At 61.2% G+C, this 16,874-nt stretch carries 9 protein-coding genes; all 9 read left to right on the top strand.

The features are described from left to right. Positions 1-777: 777 nt before the first annotated feature. The 9 genes from SINAC_RS21640 (at position 778) to SINAC_RS21600 (ending at position 16,840) form a co-directional block, all read left to right on the top strand. Positions 778-2,313, top strand: a complete 1,536-nt coding sequence (locus tag SINAC_RS21640; RefSeq protein WP_015247726.1) for a right-handed parallel beta-helix repeat-containing protein — start codon at positions 778-780, stop codon at positions 2,311-2,313. Positions 2,314-2,377: 64 nt separating this feature from the next. Next, positions 2,378-4,048, top strand: coding sequence for a glycosyltransferase family 39 protein (locus tag SINAC_RS21635; protein WP_015247725.1), 1,671 nt, complete (start codon positions 2,378-2,380; stop codon positions 4,046-4,048). A 48-nt stretch (positions 4,049-4,096) separates the two neighbouring features. Beyond that, on the top strand, positions 4,097-5,149 hold the full coding sequence (locus SINAC_RS21630; protein ID WP_015247724.1) for a DUF1559 family PulG-like putative transporter: 1,053 nt from the start codon (positions 4,097-4,099) through the stop codon (positions 5,147-5,149). A gap of 167 nt (positions 5,150-5,316) precedes the next feature. Next, the gene (locus SINAC_RS21625) at positions 5,317-6,231 is read left to right on the top strand and encodes a DUF1559 domain-containing protein (protein ID WP_015247723.1); all 915 of its coding nucleotides are present in this window, start codon (positions 5,317-5,319) and stop codon (positions 6,229-6,231) included. A 160-nt stretch (positions 6,232-6,391) separates the two neighbouring features. Next, complete coding sequence (locus tag SINAC_RS21620) at positions 6,392-9,217, top strand: SUMF1/EgtB/PvdO family nonheme iron enzyme (RefSeq protein ID WP_015247722.1); 2,826 nt, start codon at positions 6,392-6,394, stop codon at positions 9,215-9,217. A gap of 520 nt (positions 9,218-9,737) precedes the next feature. Then, positions 9,738-12,431: a glycosyltransferase gene (locus SINAC_RS21615; RefSeq protein WP_015247721.1), complete on the top strand. Its 2,694-nt coding sequence runs from the start codon at positions 9,738-9,740 to the stop codon at positions 12,429-12,431. After that, complete coding sequence (locus tag SINAC_RS21610) at positions 12,428-13,597, top strand: glycosyltransferase (RefSeq protein ID WP_015247720.1); 1,170 nt, start codon at positions 12,428-12,430, stop codon at positions 13,595-13,597. Before SINAC_RS21615 ends, SINAC_RS21610 begins: the two co-directional genes overlap by 4 nt. A 58-nt stretch (positions 13,598-13,655) precedes the next feature. Continuing rightward, the gene (locus tag SINAC_RS21605) at positions 13,656-15,437 is read left to right on the top strand and encodes an ABC transporter ATP-binding protein (RefSeq protein WP_015247719.1); all 1,782 of its coding nucleotides are present in this window, start codon (positions 13,656-13,658) and stop codon (positions 15,435-15,437) included. Between the two features lie 17 nt (positions 15,438-15,454). Continuing rightward, positions 15,455-16,840, top strand: a complete 1,386-nt coding sequence (locus SINAC_RS21600) for a glycosyltransferase family 2 protein (RefSeq protein ID WP_020467179.1) — start codon at positions 15,455-15,457, stop codon at positions 16,838-16,840. Positions 16,841-16,874 lie beyond the last annotated feature (34 nt).

The following is a 16,874-nucleotide window of genomic DNA, read 5'->3' as shown; positions in this document are numbered from 1 at the left end:
GGGGTCACACGTCAGACCCCAATCATGACCGACGGCGACTTTGCCGGTCGTGCTACGGACGCAATGGTCGCCTTGAAGCAGACCGAACGACAGCGCCAGGTCCATGGGCGCAATTGCCGGATTCCGCCAGCCTCGCGGTCGAAAGTCGGCCGAATCACAAGCCGATCCACGACAGATTTTGGCCGCTTACTTGATGAAAGGCGAAAATCGTTGGGCCGATCTGGGAGCCGGTGCTGACGTACGGAGCCACTGGTGCCGAAGGCGCAGTACGACAGACGGGTGGACATGCGGCTATAAAGCTCTGGATCCTCTTGACGCAACCTCAAGCAAAATCAGCATATCCGCCTTTCAACCCCGGCGACCGTTTTCGTCGATTGCACCGAAAATAATGGCGACAACCCTCCTGGATCGTGATTTCGAGTTGGCCAGGCAGAAGCTCGAATCGGCGAGGATCGGTAGATTGCAAAATATGGCGTTGGACGAACCGGCACCGGCACATTACACTGTCCCTGTTCGTTCATGCCATTCTGACTGACGTGCGAAATTGGTCGATGGGCTGCCTCAAAATTAGCCGACGAGTCGAAGGGGATCTTGCCGACAGACTCGTGACCCGTCGGCTGTTGGTTGCTCCGACCGGGGTTAATCCGTCTGCCCGATACCGACGAGGTCCTGAGACAATTTTGAGGTGCAAGAAGACCCTGTCCTCCAAATCATGCGAAAAACGAACGTAAACCGCTCCAAGAGGATCGGGCCATACTCTCGTAAAAGGATGGATGCGTGTTCTTGTTCTGGCGTACTGTCATCATTGCACTCGTCTTCGCCTCAACTGTCTCAACAACTCACGGGACCACTTATTACCTCAGTCCGTCGGGCAGCGATACGAATCAGGGGACTTCGACCACAACCGCGTGGAAAACGACATCGGCCGCGTCCCGTACAGCCTTCCGAGCGGGAGATCAGCTCTTGTTTGAGGGGGGGCATACCTATCGCGGTCGGCTAGAGCTTGGCGGAGATGACGCGGGCTTACCGGATGCCCCCATCGTCGTCGGCTCCTATGGGAAGGGCCGCGCCACGATCGACGGCGGAGACGGATCGGGGTTGATCGTCGACGGTTCCTCTTGGATCACGGTGCGCGATTTGAACGTCGTCGGATCGGGACGAAAGACAGGAAATGACCAAGGCATCGGAATTCATTTGGCGAAAGGTCGACACCTCCGCGTCGATCAGGCCGAAACCCAAGGGTTCCAAAAAGCCGGGATTCTTATCGACGGATGTTCGGACGTCCGGATCACGCGTGCTTACGCCCATGACAATGGGTTCGCCGGAATCTGCGCGGACGGAGGACGTTCGGAAGACATCTACGTGGGGCGGTGCCGGGCGATCAATAATCCAGGCGACCCGACGAACTTGAAGAACCATAGTGGGAATGGCATCGTCCTTTTCAACGTCTCTCGAGCGACGATCGAATACTGCGAGGCCGCCGAGAACGGGTGGGACATGCCCCGCACCGGCAACGGCCCGGTCGGCATCTGGTGCGCTTCCAATGCAGACCGAGTGCTCATCCAGTTCTGTATTTCCCATCACAACAAAAGCCCAGGACTCGACGGCGGAGGCTTCGACTTCGATGGTGGAGTGACGAATTCCATCATGCAATACAATTATTCCCATCATAACAAAAGCTGGGGATATCTGCTTTACGACTACGGAAGTATGTGGCCGTTCCGGAACAACACGATTCGTTATTGCATCAGCGAAGACGATGGCGACGCCGGCATTGGGGTCGGCGTGAACGAGACCGCGCCAAATACCTTCTCAGACTGCGAGATCTATGGCAACACGATCCGCAGTACTGCCGAGACGCCTTGCGTCTCGCTCTTTCAAGGGAATCCGAAGGATTTCCATTTCCGAAACAACCTCTTCCTCTCGGAAACCGGCCCGCAGGTCCGTGGGGCGAGCCACGCGTTGTTCGAAGGGAATTGTTACTGGGGAAAGGGAGGAGAATTCAAGGTCGATGACTATTCCAGCCTGAACGCCTGGTCGGCCGCGACGGGTCAAGAGACCATCGACGGAAAAATCGTTGGCGTGCACCTCGACCCTCGATTCGGATTCGAAGGAAGTGGCGGCAAACGTCTTACGGACCCCGAGCAACTCCATTCGTTAACCGATTATCGGCTTCGACCCGACTCACCATTGATCGACAAGGGAGTTGACCTGTCGACCCGGCTGAGCGGAGTTCCCGCAACTCGGGATTTCTTCGGGCGGAGGGTTCCGCTCGGAGCGGGGTACGATATTGGCGTTTCAGAGAGCCCGTGAATTCCAGCAATGGCCTGAGCGGGCAACCGCCACGCAACGGGCATCCTCTTTGAGGTGGAAGCGGATGACAGAGCACGTTCACCGTAACGCGGAGGCTTCCTCGAATGCAGGCGGGTTTAGCGCCAAGCGTTCGGGCTACGTTCTCCTGGCGCTCCTCATCGCCGCTCTCGCATTACGCGCCAGCCGGATGGGCGATCGAAGCTACTGGTACGACGAAGGCTTTTCCTGGAAAGTGATCACCTTTCCCTGGGGGGAAATGATCGGAAGAGTCGCTCAGGATACGGCCCCCCCCTTATATTACCTGCTGCTCAAGAGTTGGGTGATCGTCTTCGGCGACTCGCCGACGGCTTTGCGTGCTCTCAGCGTCATCCTCGGGGGATCGACGGTCGTCGGCATCTACCTATTCACACGCGAGGCGTTTCGTGACGAATGGCCGCTCGACGGATCCATGCGGACGGGAGAGGGAGAGAGCCGGGGAAATCGGATCGGTCTCATGGCGGCGGCCCTCGCCTCCATCAGCGTTTTTCAGGTTCGTTGGGCGAGTGAGGCGAGAATGTACACGCTGGGAACCACGCTTGCCGTGTTCTCAGGCTGGCTCTTGTTGAAAGCTGTCCGTCCCCCTTCTCAGAAAGGATCAGCCTGGCTGTGGTATGCGATCGTCGCGCTCGCGTTTGCGTATACGCAATACTATGCGTTGTTTTCGATCGCGGCTCAGTTCTTGTTCGTCGTCGGATATTCGGCGGTTCGCCATCGATGGCGGATTGCGGATGTCGTGAGAGACCTGCGCATCAGGTATGGGATGATCGCCCTCGCATTGCTGGTCATCGGCTATCTCCCTTGGCTGCCGGGGTTTCTCAACCAGACGAAGCAGGTGCGCGAGGAGTTCTGGGTCGGGCCGGTGAGTGCGGAATCGGTCGTGGACGGGTTGTATCAAATGTTCATGTCATCAGAGCATGAGAGAGCTTCGACCAACGCGGGACTGATCACCATTGAGCTCTGCGTCGCGTTTTCCGTCGCTCTTCTCTGGCGAGCCCGTTCGGGGGAATGGTTTGTTTTTCTGTCGGCATGGCTTCCTTTCTTGTTGAGCATTCTCATCTCGATCGTCTTCAAGCCCATTTTCATCACCCATTACTTTCTCTTTGCCCACCTCTTTTTTTTGGTAGGGATCGCCGTATTGATCGATCGTTTCCGCCCAGGGTTGAGCCGAAGATTGGCGGGGTCGATGGTTCTGCTGTGTTTTCTCTGGGTGTACGCGGAATACGCGCGCGAGGGCGCGGCCTGGAGGGAAAAGCCGGGGGCGCGCGGAGCGTCGGCTTTTCTCGACGATCGGCGGAGTTCGGGCGAGTTGGCGGTCGTCTGCTCGCCCATGCTCACGCCCTCGATGGAGGGACACGCGAGAAACCGGGCCGGTTGGCGCACGTTCAAAACGGGGGGCTACAGCCACTATCACGGGACGGCCGTGGTCAGGCCCGGGGAGTATGTCACGGGCGACGAGTTGGAAGGGCTTCCCTCGTTCCGGTTCTGGGCCGTCGATATTGACCGCTGGGACAAGGGAACGCGTAAGGTTCCTCCGCCTTCCGGATGGTCTGAGGTAGGGAGTTGGAGATTTCCGGAGATCTACGGCGATGACTGCGAAATCATTGTGCGCGAGTATCGACCGAATCGAACCGATCCTGATCGAGCCCACCAAAGCGCCGGAAAATTAAGGTGGGACCGTCTCAAACACGAATCCTAATTAACGTAAGGGCAGTCACAGTGCTCGTCAACCACCGGGAGGTCGTCCATGTTCATCCCGTACCTTGACTCACTGAATCGCGGTGATAAACAGTTTAAGCCGATCGAAGCTCGAATCGCGCCGAGGTCAGGATTTACGCTGATCGAGCTCTTAGTCGTCGTTTCCATCATCTCCCTCCTGCTTCAGCTCCTTCTTGTGGCCACGCAGGCGGCCCGCGAAACGGCCCGACGTTTCTCATGTGCGAACAATCTTAAGCAGATCGGCTTGGCGCTGGCCAATTACGAGAGCACCCTCGGCGCTTACCCGTTCGGAGTCGGGGGGGGCGGCCCCAAGGATCTTGTCGCACGTTGGTCTCCGCAATCGCAACTTCTTCCGTTCATGGAGCAGCAACCGCTTTTCAACTCTTTGAATTTTTCCAGCGTGTCCTGGATGAAAGATACGCCCATCGGTTTGCTGAACAACACGGCACTCAAGACCGTTGTCAGCGGATTTCTGTGCCCTTCGGATCCGGACGAAATCGGCGATCAGGAGGACCCGCTCTGGACGGCGCACAACAGCTATCGGGCCAACGCGGGCACCCTTCCTTACAACCTGCTTAACGACTCTCCTGATCGCAGTGGCCTCAACAACGGGCCTTTCTATTACCAGAGTTCGACCCGCTCGGCTTCCGTCGTCGACGGGCTCAGCAACACGGCCTTTTTCAGCGAGCGCTGTCTCGGAACACCCGAGTTCGTTGATCCTCTGGCGGACTACTATTATCAGTCAAAGGATGGACTCGAGGCCTGCCGCACTTCGCCCGGATTCACGGCCCGATTCAGCGGCAATCTTGAGTGGTCGGGGCAACGCTGGGCTGACGGGAATGTTTTCTATACTCGATACCATCATATTCTCACTCCACTCTCTTCAAGCTGCCTACTCGGCGGCTCACAAGACTACAATAGCCCCATGCTCGTTTCATCAACAAGTCGGCATCCCGGTGGCGTCAATCTCTTGTTGGGAGATGGTTCGGTTCGATTCGCCAAGGAAACGATTTCGCCTTCCGTTTGGCAGGCGCTGGGAACAGTCTCCGGGGGCGAGGTGATTGGCCAGGATCGCTATTAGAAGGCGAGGTCTGCACCAAGTCGCCGCACCTCCCAATGCGTGGACGAAGCCACGCAATCGCAGGAAAAATCAAGCACGGATTCATCGCAATAACCTGGCCTCGGCCATTCGTCCGGCTTCCGTGAGAGCCTCCGAGAAGTTTCCCGTTGTCACCCAGGGGATCGTCGATGCATTTCCTCGCCGTCAGGGGAGTGAGCCAGGGGCGTCCGAGCGGCCCGCGCCGCCATCGGCTTTCCACACATGCCAAGAGGGCGAAACAGGAGCTTCGCATTGGTTTCACGCTGATCGAACTGCTTGTCGTGATCTCGATCATCGGAGTGCTCGTCGCCTTGCTCATTCCGGCCGTCCAGGCGGCTCGCGAGGCGGCCCGCCGTACGTCCTGTCAGAACAACCTGAAGCAGATGGGGCTGGCCTTCCACAACTATGCGGCCACCCACGATGCATTGCCGATCGGTTACCTTGCCTGGGTGGGGCAGACCGAGGGGGTAGCGCCTGGCTGGGCCTGGTCGACGGCCTGTCTCGCCCAAATCGAACACACGTCGGTCTACAACTCGGCCAACCTGAACCTTCCCATTGATCTCCCCGCGAACCAGACGACCCGGATCACGTCGCTCTCGATCTACGTTTGCCCGAGCGACCTCAAGACCGGCCGGTTCCAATCGTCGTCCACTCTCGCGGGTGGTGCCGTTGAGGTTCAGACGACAAGTTATGCCGGTAACCAGGGGTCGGGCTCATCGTTGTCGGGCAACGGCCTCTTTCAGAAGAACCGGGCCATCCGAATCCGCGATGTTCTCGACGGACTGAGCAATACATTCGCTGTGGGCGAACGCGGCGCGAACATCGTGCAAAACTCATGGGCGGGTGCGCTCAGCAACGGCCGCGGTGAGTCGCAGGTCCTCGCTCAAGTGATGGGGGGGACGGGAACTTCACCGGGATCATTCGGCGGGCCACACAGCGGAATCATCGAGTTCGTGATGGGTGACGGCTCGATCCGTCCGATTAAACGGTCCATCAATCCCGCCGTCTATCAGGCTCTCGCCACGCGGAACGGGCGGGAAAAAATCGATCAAGGGGCGTATTGAGCGAGGCCGCAGACAGACAGTTGCGATCAGGCTCGCGATCCAAAGAAACTTAATAAACCGCTAGACCTGGTCATCCTTAGAATGACTTACGGGTCCTGGAATCTCATCAAAACATCAAAGAAAGCATTAGCCAACAGCTTAAGCTTAGAGGAGGAGAAGGATGCCGGATTACGGATTGCGATGGAGACGAACGGAAGCCTTTGTCTTGATTGGCTTGACGAGTTTCGTGGTTCTCATCTCGATCCCGCTGATCCTCGCCTCACGTGAATCGAGTCGGCGCTCCCAATGCCGAGCTAATCTTCGACAGATCGGCGTCGCTTTGAATCATTACATGGAGACTCACCAAACCCTCCCTCTCGCGGCTCGATGGACGGCAAATGGCCTCGATGTGGGAAGCATGGACGCCGCGCCCCTCACAGGACACGTGACTTACGAAAATTGGCTTCAATTGATTTTGCCCCAACTCGGGGAGGGAACGCTGGCCAATTCCTTCGACCACTCAGCCCCCGCAACCGCTCCCCAGAACGAGAAACCCCGAACGACGCCGCTGGCGGTCCTGCGATGCCCGGACGACGCATCCAACAGCACGGACAATCGCTACCGATATACAGATTCCGTCAGGAAGATCAGCGCCGATTTTGTCCGAGGCAATTATGCGATCAATGGGGGGTCTCAGGCCGCGGGACGCTATCCAGGGCGATCGTCGGCCCCGATCGCTGATGGCTATCATTACGAATTCGATCGCGAGGCGGGGACGTTTCAGTGGTGGGGCAACGGCGTGGCCGGGATCAACCGGGCCTTCGGCCCCGGCGAGTTTCGCAACGGCATGTCCACTCTGGTGACCGTCGACGAGGTCCGGGCGGGGATCCATGCCGTCGATTCACGGGGGGTCTGGGCGCTGGGGCAAATCGGGGGGAGCATCACGTTTGCCCACGGTGCCTCAGGAGACGACGCCGGGCCGAACAGTCCAGGGGACCGGGCTGACGACATTGTGGGGTGCGGCAGTCTCCACGAGATCTTCGGCCCCGATGCGCTCGCCAAAGAGGGAATGCCCTGTTGTTCTTACTGGCAGTCGAACGCCCAGGCGACGGCGAGGAGTCGGCACGAGGGGGGGGTCAACGCCCTGTTCCTCGATGGAGCGGTGCGATTTATCCCCGATTCCATCGCGCCGACACTCTGGCACGTCATGCATTCTCGAGAAACACCCGGCGATCGGATCGATGCAGACGGCCTGGAATTGCCGGCAAAGAAGCCTGTCACCTCCCACAAGATCGCCGCCCGAAAGACGATTGAATCGCCCAACGAACCCCGCAAAATTGTCAATTCCATCGGAATGGAGCTTTCCTACATTCCCCCCGGCGACTTCATCATGGGGCGTCCTGATAAAGATCTCGACAATAACGTACCTTCCGAAACGCCTCCTCACCGGGTCCGAATCACCCGCCCTTATTACATGGGGGCGTTCGAGGTGACTCAGGAACAGTACCGTCGGCTGATGCTTGCCAACCCAAGTTGGCACGACCCCTCTCGTGGCCTGAAAGGAATCACGGCTCAAGACACGGGAATGATGCCCGTCGAACACGTTTCGTGGGAAGACGCGGCCGAATTCTGCTGGCGACTCTCAGCGCTTCCGGAAGAGGTCCGCCTGGGACGCGCCTATCGTCTCCCGACCGAGGCCGAATGGGAATACGCCTGCCGGGCGGGCGACGATCAACCGCACGAGCACGAACCGGAACCCAACGTCGTGACCGGTGAAAACCTCGGCGAGCATCTCAAGGAGCCCCTGAGCATCATGGCCGTCGGGTCGTACGCTCCGAATCCGTTCGGCTTGTACGACATGAGAGGAAACGTTTTCGAATGGTGCTCCGACTGGTTTGAGAGAGATTATTACCTCCACTCGCCGACCGACGACCCGCAAGGCCCCAACTCAGGCTTCCTCCGCGTCGTCCGCGGTGCGGACTGGCTCTTCACGGGAGAGGGCTGCCTGATCAACCGCCGTGTCTCGCCCCCGTGGACTTCCAGCGCATTCATCGGATTCCGCGTCGTCGCGACAATCGGGGCAAACTCCAATCACCCCGCTCCCGACAAGCCCGAACTTTCGGGAGCCCTGGCCCTCTACTCTTCTCATCGCAATCCCAGAGCGATGGAATTGATTCGTTTTGATCCCACGCGGCGGACGGGCACCCTGCTTCGAGAGGCATGGTCAGCCTCTCCGGTCTGGTCTCCCGACGGCCGTCAACTCGCGTTCGCCGACGCCAAGACCGATATCGTCGTCACCGACGCCAGCGGCCAATATCCGCGGAACCTCACTCAAAAAGCGTTCCCCTTCGTCAAATCCCCCACATGGTCCCCCGATGGCCGCCAGGTCGCGTTCGCAGCCAGCCCAGACAACACGGCCTGGAGTCTTCACGTCGTGGGGAACGACGGGAGCAGTCTCCGGCAACTCGCCAACGACGCGGCCAACCTCGCCATGCCCGCCTGGTCTCCGGACGGAACCCGCATTCTCTTCGTCTCGGTGCGTCAAGACAAACCCGGCGTGGTCGATCTGTCCGTCGTCGGCCCTGACGGGAAGAAGGTCCATCGCGTTCGTGAGGACGTCCCATTCATCGCCGCGCCGGCCTGGTCGCCCGACGGTCAACAGATCGCGTTTACCGATTGGGATACGACCCACGCCGGTATGCGGCTCGTCGTCGCCAATTTCGACGGTGGAGCGCAACAGACCATTGCCGAAGACGGACTCAATGTGTTTCCGGTCTGGTCGCCCGATGGCCGCTCGATCGCTTTCGTGCATTACGAGAGCTTGCAAAGCCTGCGAGGCGATCTCATGGTTCACGACCTCGCGTCGGAACGATCGACAGTTTTGTCGCGAGGAACCCTTGTCTTCGGCGAAGACTCAAGGCCGTCGTGGCTCCCCCAAAACCCATCGTCCGCGACGCGTGTGAGTGTGGCGGGCGGGTCTCAACCCAGCGGTGCCGGAATCCGTTGATCCTTATTCTTTTCGTCGTCGTGTCACCCAACCCGTAAAAACAAAGAGGGGGTGCGCCTCGCTTCCGGGAGACCTTGCTCAGCCTCGATCAACCCGCATCGCCCATGCTGCCGAACTCGTTCTTTGCAGTTGCGTCGCTTGATCGAGCCCTGTCCCCAAGGATATTACTGAAATTCGTTTCTATTGAATTCGATTTTTTCCAGATAATCTGCATTGACTCACGATTGATCCCGTTTTGGTGTGAGCAAAAGAATGACAGGAGATTCCAGCAAGCTCTTGCGACGATCCCGGTCGTTGTGAACAATCTCGAAGAAGCCAAGAGATCACGGCAACTTCTCCTGCGAGATCCCGCGATGCGCCTGGAACCACGAACGCAACAACGACCGGAAGCCTTCCCGCGCAAGGCATCTTGGGGTCGGTGGTGGCGCAATCCTGTCGCGCGGGGTCAACCAAGTCGGCCAGAGGCAACCTAGCTAGCGGATCCAGCGGTCGTCGAGCGTCACCACCCCTAGATTCCCTCATGAACCATAACGCGATGACCCGTTGCATCGACACGATGAGCGTCTATGGCCCTCCCGAGGAACCCCCGGTCGTTTCACGGCCGAATGGGACGGGCCGCATCCTCCTGGACGGCAAGTTTCTTGCCCGTGACGGCAAACGCTTCCGCATCCGAGGGGTGACCTACGGCCCTTTCGCTCCCGACGCATCCGGAGGCCGTTTTCCCTCCCCGGCCCATTGCGACTTCGATCTTTTCCAGATGGCCGAGGCGGGTATCAACGCCTTGCGGACCTATCATGTTCCGCCCGCCTGGCTGCTGGAGAAGGCCGAGGCACGGGGGATGGCGTTGCTGATCGATGTGCCTTGGCCAAAGCATCTCTGTTTTCTCCAGAGCGTCCGCGCCCGGGCGGAGGCTCGCCGGGCGGTGCGGGAGGCGGCGGAGTTCGGGCGGAAGCGAGGGGGTGTCCTGGCCTACTGCGTGGGGAACGAAGTCCCTCCCGACATCGTGCGATGGCACGGCGTCCGGCGGGTGGAGCGTTTTCTCGCCGACCTGTGCGACGTCGCCCACCAGGCTGACCCGGAACGGCTCGTCACCTACGCCAACTATCCTCCAACCGAATATCTCGACCTGTCTTCCTTCGACCTGTCGACGTTCAACGTCTACCTCCACGACCCGGCCGTCTTTCGCTCGTATCTTCTCCGGCTTCAGAATCTCACCGGGGAGCGCCCGCTGCTGCTCGGCGAACTCGGGATGGATACGATGCGCAACGGCGAGTCCGCCCAGGCGGCGTTCCTTTCCGGTCATCTGCGCGAGGCGATGATGGCGGGGTTGGCCGGTGCGTTCGTTTTCTCATGGACCGACGACTGGCACACCGGGGGGCATCAGGTGGAGAATTGGGCCTTCGGCGTGACGCAAACCGACCGAACGCCGAAAGCCGCCTATCATGCGCTGCAGCTGGACGGGGAACTCCGCCCGCACGCCTTGTTGAGAGAGACTCCACGGGTCTCCGTCGTGGTTTGCACGTACAACGGCGGTCGGACGCTCGACCAGTGCCTGCAATCGCTTCAGGCTCTCGACTATCCCGACTATGAAGTCATCGTCGTCGACGACGGGTCGACCGACGCCACGGGCGAAGTGCTGGAACGGTTCCCCGAGATTACGGCGATCCGCCAAGCGAACCTGGGCCTGAGCGTCGCAAGGAACGTCGGCCTCGCGACAGCCACCGGGTCGATCATCGCTTATACCGACAGCGACTGCTTTGCCGACCCGGATTGGCTGAGCCACCTGGTCGACCAGCTCAATCGCAACGGCGCAGCGGCGGTGGGCGGTCCCAACTTGACGCCCGACGACGGCTGGCTCGCCGGCTGCATCGCTGCCTCTCCCGGGCAGCCCACGCACGTCTTGCTGGAAGACCAGCTTGCCGAGCACGTTCCCGGCTGCAACATGGCTTTTCGTCGCGAGGCCCTGGAGGCAATCCACGGATTTGATCCGGGCTTCCGAACAGCCGGCGACGACGTGGACGTCTGCTGGAGGCTTCAAAACGCGGGCTACCGGATCACGTTCGCGCCGGGCGCGTGCGTCTGGCACCACCGCCGCCACACACCGCGCCGCTACTTCAAGCAGCAGGCCGGCTACGGCGAGGCCGAGGCACTTCTCTCATTCACGCATCCCGACCGATTCACGGCGATGGGCAGCGGCAAGTGGCACGGAGTCGTGTATGGACCATCGGCCGTGGGCCTCCGGCTCTCCTCCCCGCTGATTTACCGGGGGACTTTCGGGACCGGCCTGTTCCAGTGCGTCTACCAACCGAACGCCGGTCATTGGGCGATGCTCCCCAGCACGTTGGAATGGCACGCCGTCGCACTCGCGACGGCGGCGGCGGCTCTTGTCGTCGGCCGACCGCTCTTCGCGCTCTCGGCGGTCATGATCGCGCTCTCGGTCTTCGTTGCGGCGCTGCGGGCGGCTCAGGCCCGTCCCGACCGCCGCCACCTGCGCTGGACGACCCGTCCGCTGATCGCTTTATTATGTTATCTTCAGCCCTTGGTTCGATCCTGGTTCCGATACCGGACGCGACTGATCGCGCATCGCGTTCCGCGTGAAGGCCGCACCGAGGCGGAAGGCTCGGCCTCCTTGAGCCCGCCTGGCTCTTGGCCCTGGTTCGGACCGCGATTCGCAGCCTATTGGTCGGAGAATGGGCCCAACCGGATTGATTTACTCCGCCGCGCCGTGGAATCCTTGAACGAGCGGAAATGGGCTCGAGTGCTCGACTCCGGCTGGTCCGATTGGGACCTGGGCGTGTACTGCCGGGCGGGCCTGATCCTCAAGGTCTGCACGGTCCAGGAAGATCACGGCGGAGGCCGTTGCTTGATCCGGGTCTGCTACCGGCTCAGCCTCGCGCAGTGGGTCAAGGCGATCGGGACCGTCGCAGCGGTCGCACTCCCCGTTTTCGCTCTGACCTTTCCGAAGCCGGCGGCCATCGTCTTGACCGCCACAAGCGCACTCCTGGCCGCCCGTTGGTGGCAGGCGAGCCGGGCGGCCGACCGCGTGGTCGACTGGTTTGACGCCGTCGCCGGCCAAATCGGGCTGACCCCCTGCCCTCCCCTCGAGGAACCTCAGGGCCGGCGATGGATCTCGCGCAAGGCGGAGAACCAGCAGGCCGTGGCCTCGGCGGCCGGCGGCTTGGAAACGACGAGCGTGGGGGGGCCGTTCGCATGAACGTTCACGGCCCGAAATCGATCGTCGTGCTCGGCATGATGGCCAAGATGCCCGTCGGCGGGGTCGTCTGGCAAACGCTCCATTACCTGCTCGGATTCAGAAGGCTCGGATACCACGTGACCTATGTCGAGATGCACGGGGTCGCTCCTTCGATGTTCCTCGGGCCGGACGACGTCGAGGGCTCGATCAAAGCCGCCGCGTTCATCAACCGGATCCTCCGTCGGGTCGACCTCGACGGCCACTGGGCCTTCCTCGCGATGCATTCCGACGGCCGCTGCTATGGACTCTCGGAGCAGGAGCTGTCTCGTCGTTACGAAACGGCCGATTGGATCATCAATCTCCACGGTGGAACGATTCCGACAAACGAACTGCGTGCCACCGGTCGCCTGGTTTACCTGGAGACCGACCCCGTCGCCACCCAGATCGAGCTGGCCGACGGGAACCCCGAGACCGTCGCATTCCTCGACGCGCATTGCGCCTTCTTTACTTTCGGCGAAGACTACGGCCGGCCCGGTTGCCCGCTGCCGGTTTGCGACCGCTACTCATTCCATGCAACTCGCCAACCCGTCGTCCTGGACTTCTGGAAGGATCAGGACGTCGGCCCCGGCGACGCCTTCACCACCGTCGGCAACTGGTGCCAGCCTCAACGCGTCTTCGCGTTCGCAGGCGAGACGTACACCTGGAGCAAGCATCACGAGTTCATGAGGCTTCTCGATCTTCCGTCCCGGATCGACCAACGCCTGGAGCTGGCGCTGGGGAAGTGCGGCGACGACGATCGCCGGATGCTCCGAGAGAAAGGCTGGTCGGTCCGCGACGCCCTGGACGTCTCGCGCGACCCGGACGACTACCGCCGTTACGTCGCCGGTTCTCGGGGCGAATTCACCGTGGCCAAGGATCAGAACGTCCGTTTCCATAGCGGCTGGTTCAGCGACCGCAGCGCGACTTATCTGGCGGCCGGCCGGCCCGTCGTCACTCAAGAGACGGGCTTCAGCGGCCATCTCCCGACCGGCGAGGGGCTTTTCGCTTTCTCAGACCTTGAAGAAGCGGCGGCGGCGATCGAAACGATCAACACCGACTATCCGCGCCACCGCCGCGCCGCGCGGCAAGTGGCGGTCGAGTTCTTCGACTCGGACCGCGTGCTCTCTCAACTGATCGACGCCCTTTGATCGCATCGGCCGGAGCCGACGACGATCGCCGCAAAAATAAACTTCCGAGTGACCGACCGTGAGACTCTACTGGCGGGTGCTCCATTACCTGAAACCGTACCGAGGTCTGGCCGTCGCGTCGGTCCTGATCATCGCCGCGACCGCAATGGCGAGCCTGCTGACTCCCTGGCCGCTGAAGATTCTCGTCGATAACGCCCTGGGCGGAGCCCCTCCCCCCCGAATCGTGGTCATGATTCTCGGCCCACTGGCCGGCGACCGCGCCGCGGTGCTCGCCCTGGCCGTAGCCGGGGGCCTCTTCATCGCCTTTTTCAACAACCTGATGCATGTCCTGGAGAACTACGTCAACACGAAACTGAATCTGAGCATGGGGCTCGACTTTCGGAGCGACCTGTTCCGCCACTCCCAGCGGCTCTCGATGGCCTTCCACGACCGTCGCCGCTCGGGAATGCTCATCTATCAGATCAGCTATCAGTGTGACGCGGCCTCGGGCCTGATCATGGCCGTCCCTCCGCTGGCGACCAACGCGTTGACCCTCTTCGGGATGTTCGCAGTCATTTACCTGATCGACCCCAAACTGGCCCTGCTCTCGGTCAGCATCGTCCCCTTGCTCTACTACTCGACGCGCTACTACGTCAAGCACATCCAGCCTCAGATCGTCCGGGTCAAGGGGTTCGAGGCCGAGACCCTCTCGGTGATCCACGAGGCGATCTCGATGATTCGCGTGATCGCGGCGTTTGGCCGTGAAGACCACGAGTACCGCCGCTACCGCGCTCAGGGGACCCAAGCCGTTGACGAGCGCGTTCGCCTCACGGTGCGTCAGACCCTCTTCTCCCTCGCGGTGAACATGACGACGGCATGCGGCACCGCGCTCGTGCTCGGCTATGGGGCCTACCATGCCCTCAAAGGCCGGCTCACGGTCGGAGAACTCCTGGTGATCCTGTCCTACGTCGCGGCGGTCTACAAGCCGTTGGAAGCCATCAGCCAGACGGTCGGCTCACTCCAGGATCAGATCGTCAGTCTCAGGCTCACCCTGGAGCTGCTCGACACGATCCCCGAGGTCAGCGACCCGCCGGGAGCGCGGGTCTCGGGCCGCGCTCTCGGCCAGGTAGCGTTTGAGGGGGTGCAGTTCCGCTACGCCGATCGCGTCGACACCCTCAAGGAGATTGACTTCGAGGTCGTTCCCGGCCAGCGCGTCGCTCTCGTGGGCCCGACCGGGGCGGGTAAGACGACCTTGATTAGCCTGATCCTCCGATTCTACGACCCGACGCACGGGCGCATCCTTCTCGACGGCGAAGACATTCGCTCGCTGACTCTCGAATCGCTCAGGAAGCAAGTGAGCCTCGTGCTCCAGGAGCCGCTCCTCTTCTCCGACACGATCGCCAACAACATCCGTTACGGTCGACTCGACGCAACGATGGACGAGATCATCGACGCAGCGAAGGCCGCCAACGCGCATCAGTTCATATGCAAACTCCCCGACGGCTACGACACCGTGGTCGGAGAGCGCGGGGCGAAGCTCTCCGGGGGGGAACGGCAGCGAATCTCGGTGGCGAGGGCGTTCCTCAAGAACGCGCCGATTCTCCTGCTCGACGAACCGACCTCCTCGATCGACTCGCGGACCGAAGCGGTCATCCTCGACGCCCTCGATCGCCTGATGGAGGGGAGGACGACCTTCCTCGTCGCCCATCGCCTCTCCACGATCCGAAGCGTCGATACGATCCTGGTGATGGACCAAGGGCGGGTCGTCGGCCAGGGTTCTCATGAGTCACTGCTCCACACTTGCCCGCTCTATCGTCAGTTGTACGAACTCCAAAGCGCCCCCCAGAGGCAGCCCGCGTGATCCCTCACGATCCCACGATGATCGTCGACGACGACCTGTTGAGCGTTTCGGACCGCCGGACACTTGCTGTGTTCGACGACGCCTTGAACCTCAACCCCGTCTCGCGCAATCCGACCCGGCTCAGTCCGGAGACCATGACCGAGGTGCTTGCCACCCCGCTGTCGGATCGGCTTGGGCGATTTCTCAGGGCGCGGACGGGCGAGCCCGCCGTCGGGCGGATCAGCGTGATCGTCGTCACTTACAATCAACTGGCATTTAGCCGGCTCTGCCTGGAAAGCGTCCTCGCCAATTCGTCGATGGCCGACCTGGAAGTCATCGTCGTCGACAATGGCTCCCATGACGGGACGCCCCACTATCTCGCGGAACTGGCGGCGCTGACGCCAAGCGTCCGCCCCCTCCTGAACGCGGAGAATCGGGGCTTCGCCCAGGCCAACAATCAAGGACTCGCCGAAAGTACCGGCGACGTCCTGATCCTCCTCAATAACGACACCATCGTCCCACCGGACTGGGACGCTCGCCTGGTCCGCCACCTGAAACATTCCGACCTCGGCCTGGTTGGGCCGCTGACCAACCGAACCTGCAACGAGGCCCAGCTCGCGACCGACTACACGACCTATGGAGGGCTCGTCGAGCTCGCCGATCGCCTGTCGGAAATCGAGGCCGGCACGCGGTTTGAAATCGGGATGTTGGCGATGTTCTGCGTGGCCATGCGCCGCGACGTCTGGAACCAACTCGGTCCGATCGATGAGCGTTTCGGACTCGGCCTGTTCGAGGACGACGACTACGCGCGACGAGCCAAGGCGGCCGGTTATCGAGTCGTCTGCGCCCGCGACGCATTCGTCCACCATTTCGGCCAGGCCTCGTTCGGCGCGTTGAACGACGGCGAGTACGGTCGACTCTGGCATCACAATCGAGCGATGTTTGAAGCGAAGTGGCAGGAGAGCTGGTCACCCCACTCCCAGCGCACCGACGCCTATCGAATGCTGGTCGACCGCCTGCGAACGGCGGTCCGGCTTCACCTCCCCGAAGGAGCCACGGCGGCCGTCGTCAGCAAAGGCGATGAAGACTTGCTGGACCTGGGAACCCGGCGGGCCTGGCATTTCCCCTGCGACGAAGCCGGCAGCCCTCTCGGCCACCACCCGGCCGACGGAGCTCAGGCGGTCGGCCATCTTTTGGAATGGCACAGGCGCGGCGTCGAGTACCTGGTGATTCCCGCTCCTCAATTCTGGTATCTCGATTTCTACCAAGACCTGAGAACCTGGCTCGAGGAATCTTGCCCACCCCCCGTCCGGATCGCCGACACCTGCCTGATTTTCGACCTGCGCCGCCTCTCCCGAAACGGACTGCCCCCCTATTCCTTGAATACCAGCTCCATCGCCGCTCCCAGCTCAGAGGGATTCTGATCATGGACTCGCACGCTTCTCGCATAAATAATCA

The sequence above is a fragment of the Singulisphaera acidiphila DSM 18658 genome, assembly GCF_000242455.2.
GTDB lineage: Bacteria > Planctomycetota > Planctomycetia > Isosphaerales > Isosphaeraceae > Singulisphaera > Singulisphaera acidiphila.
The sequence above is the reverse complement of the archived record's forward strand: the minus strand, read 5'-3'. Positions and strand labels throughout refer to the sequence as shown.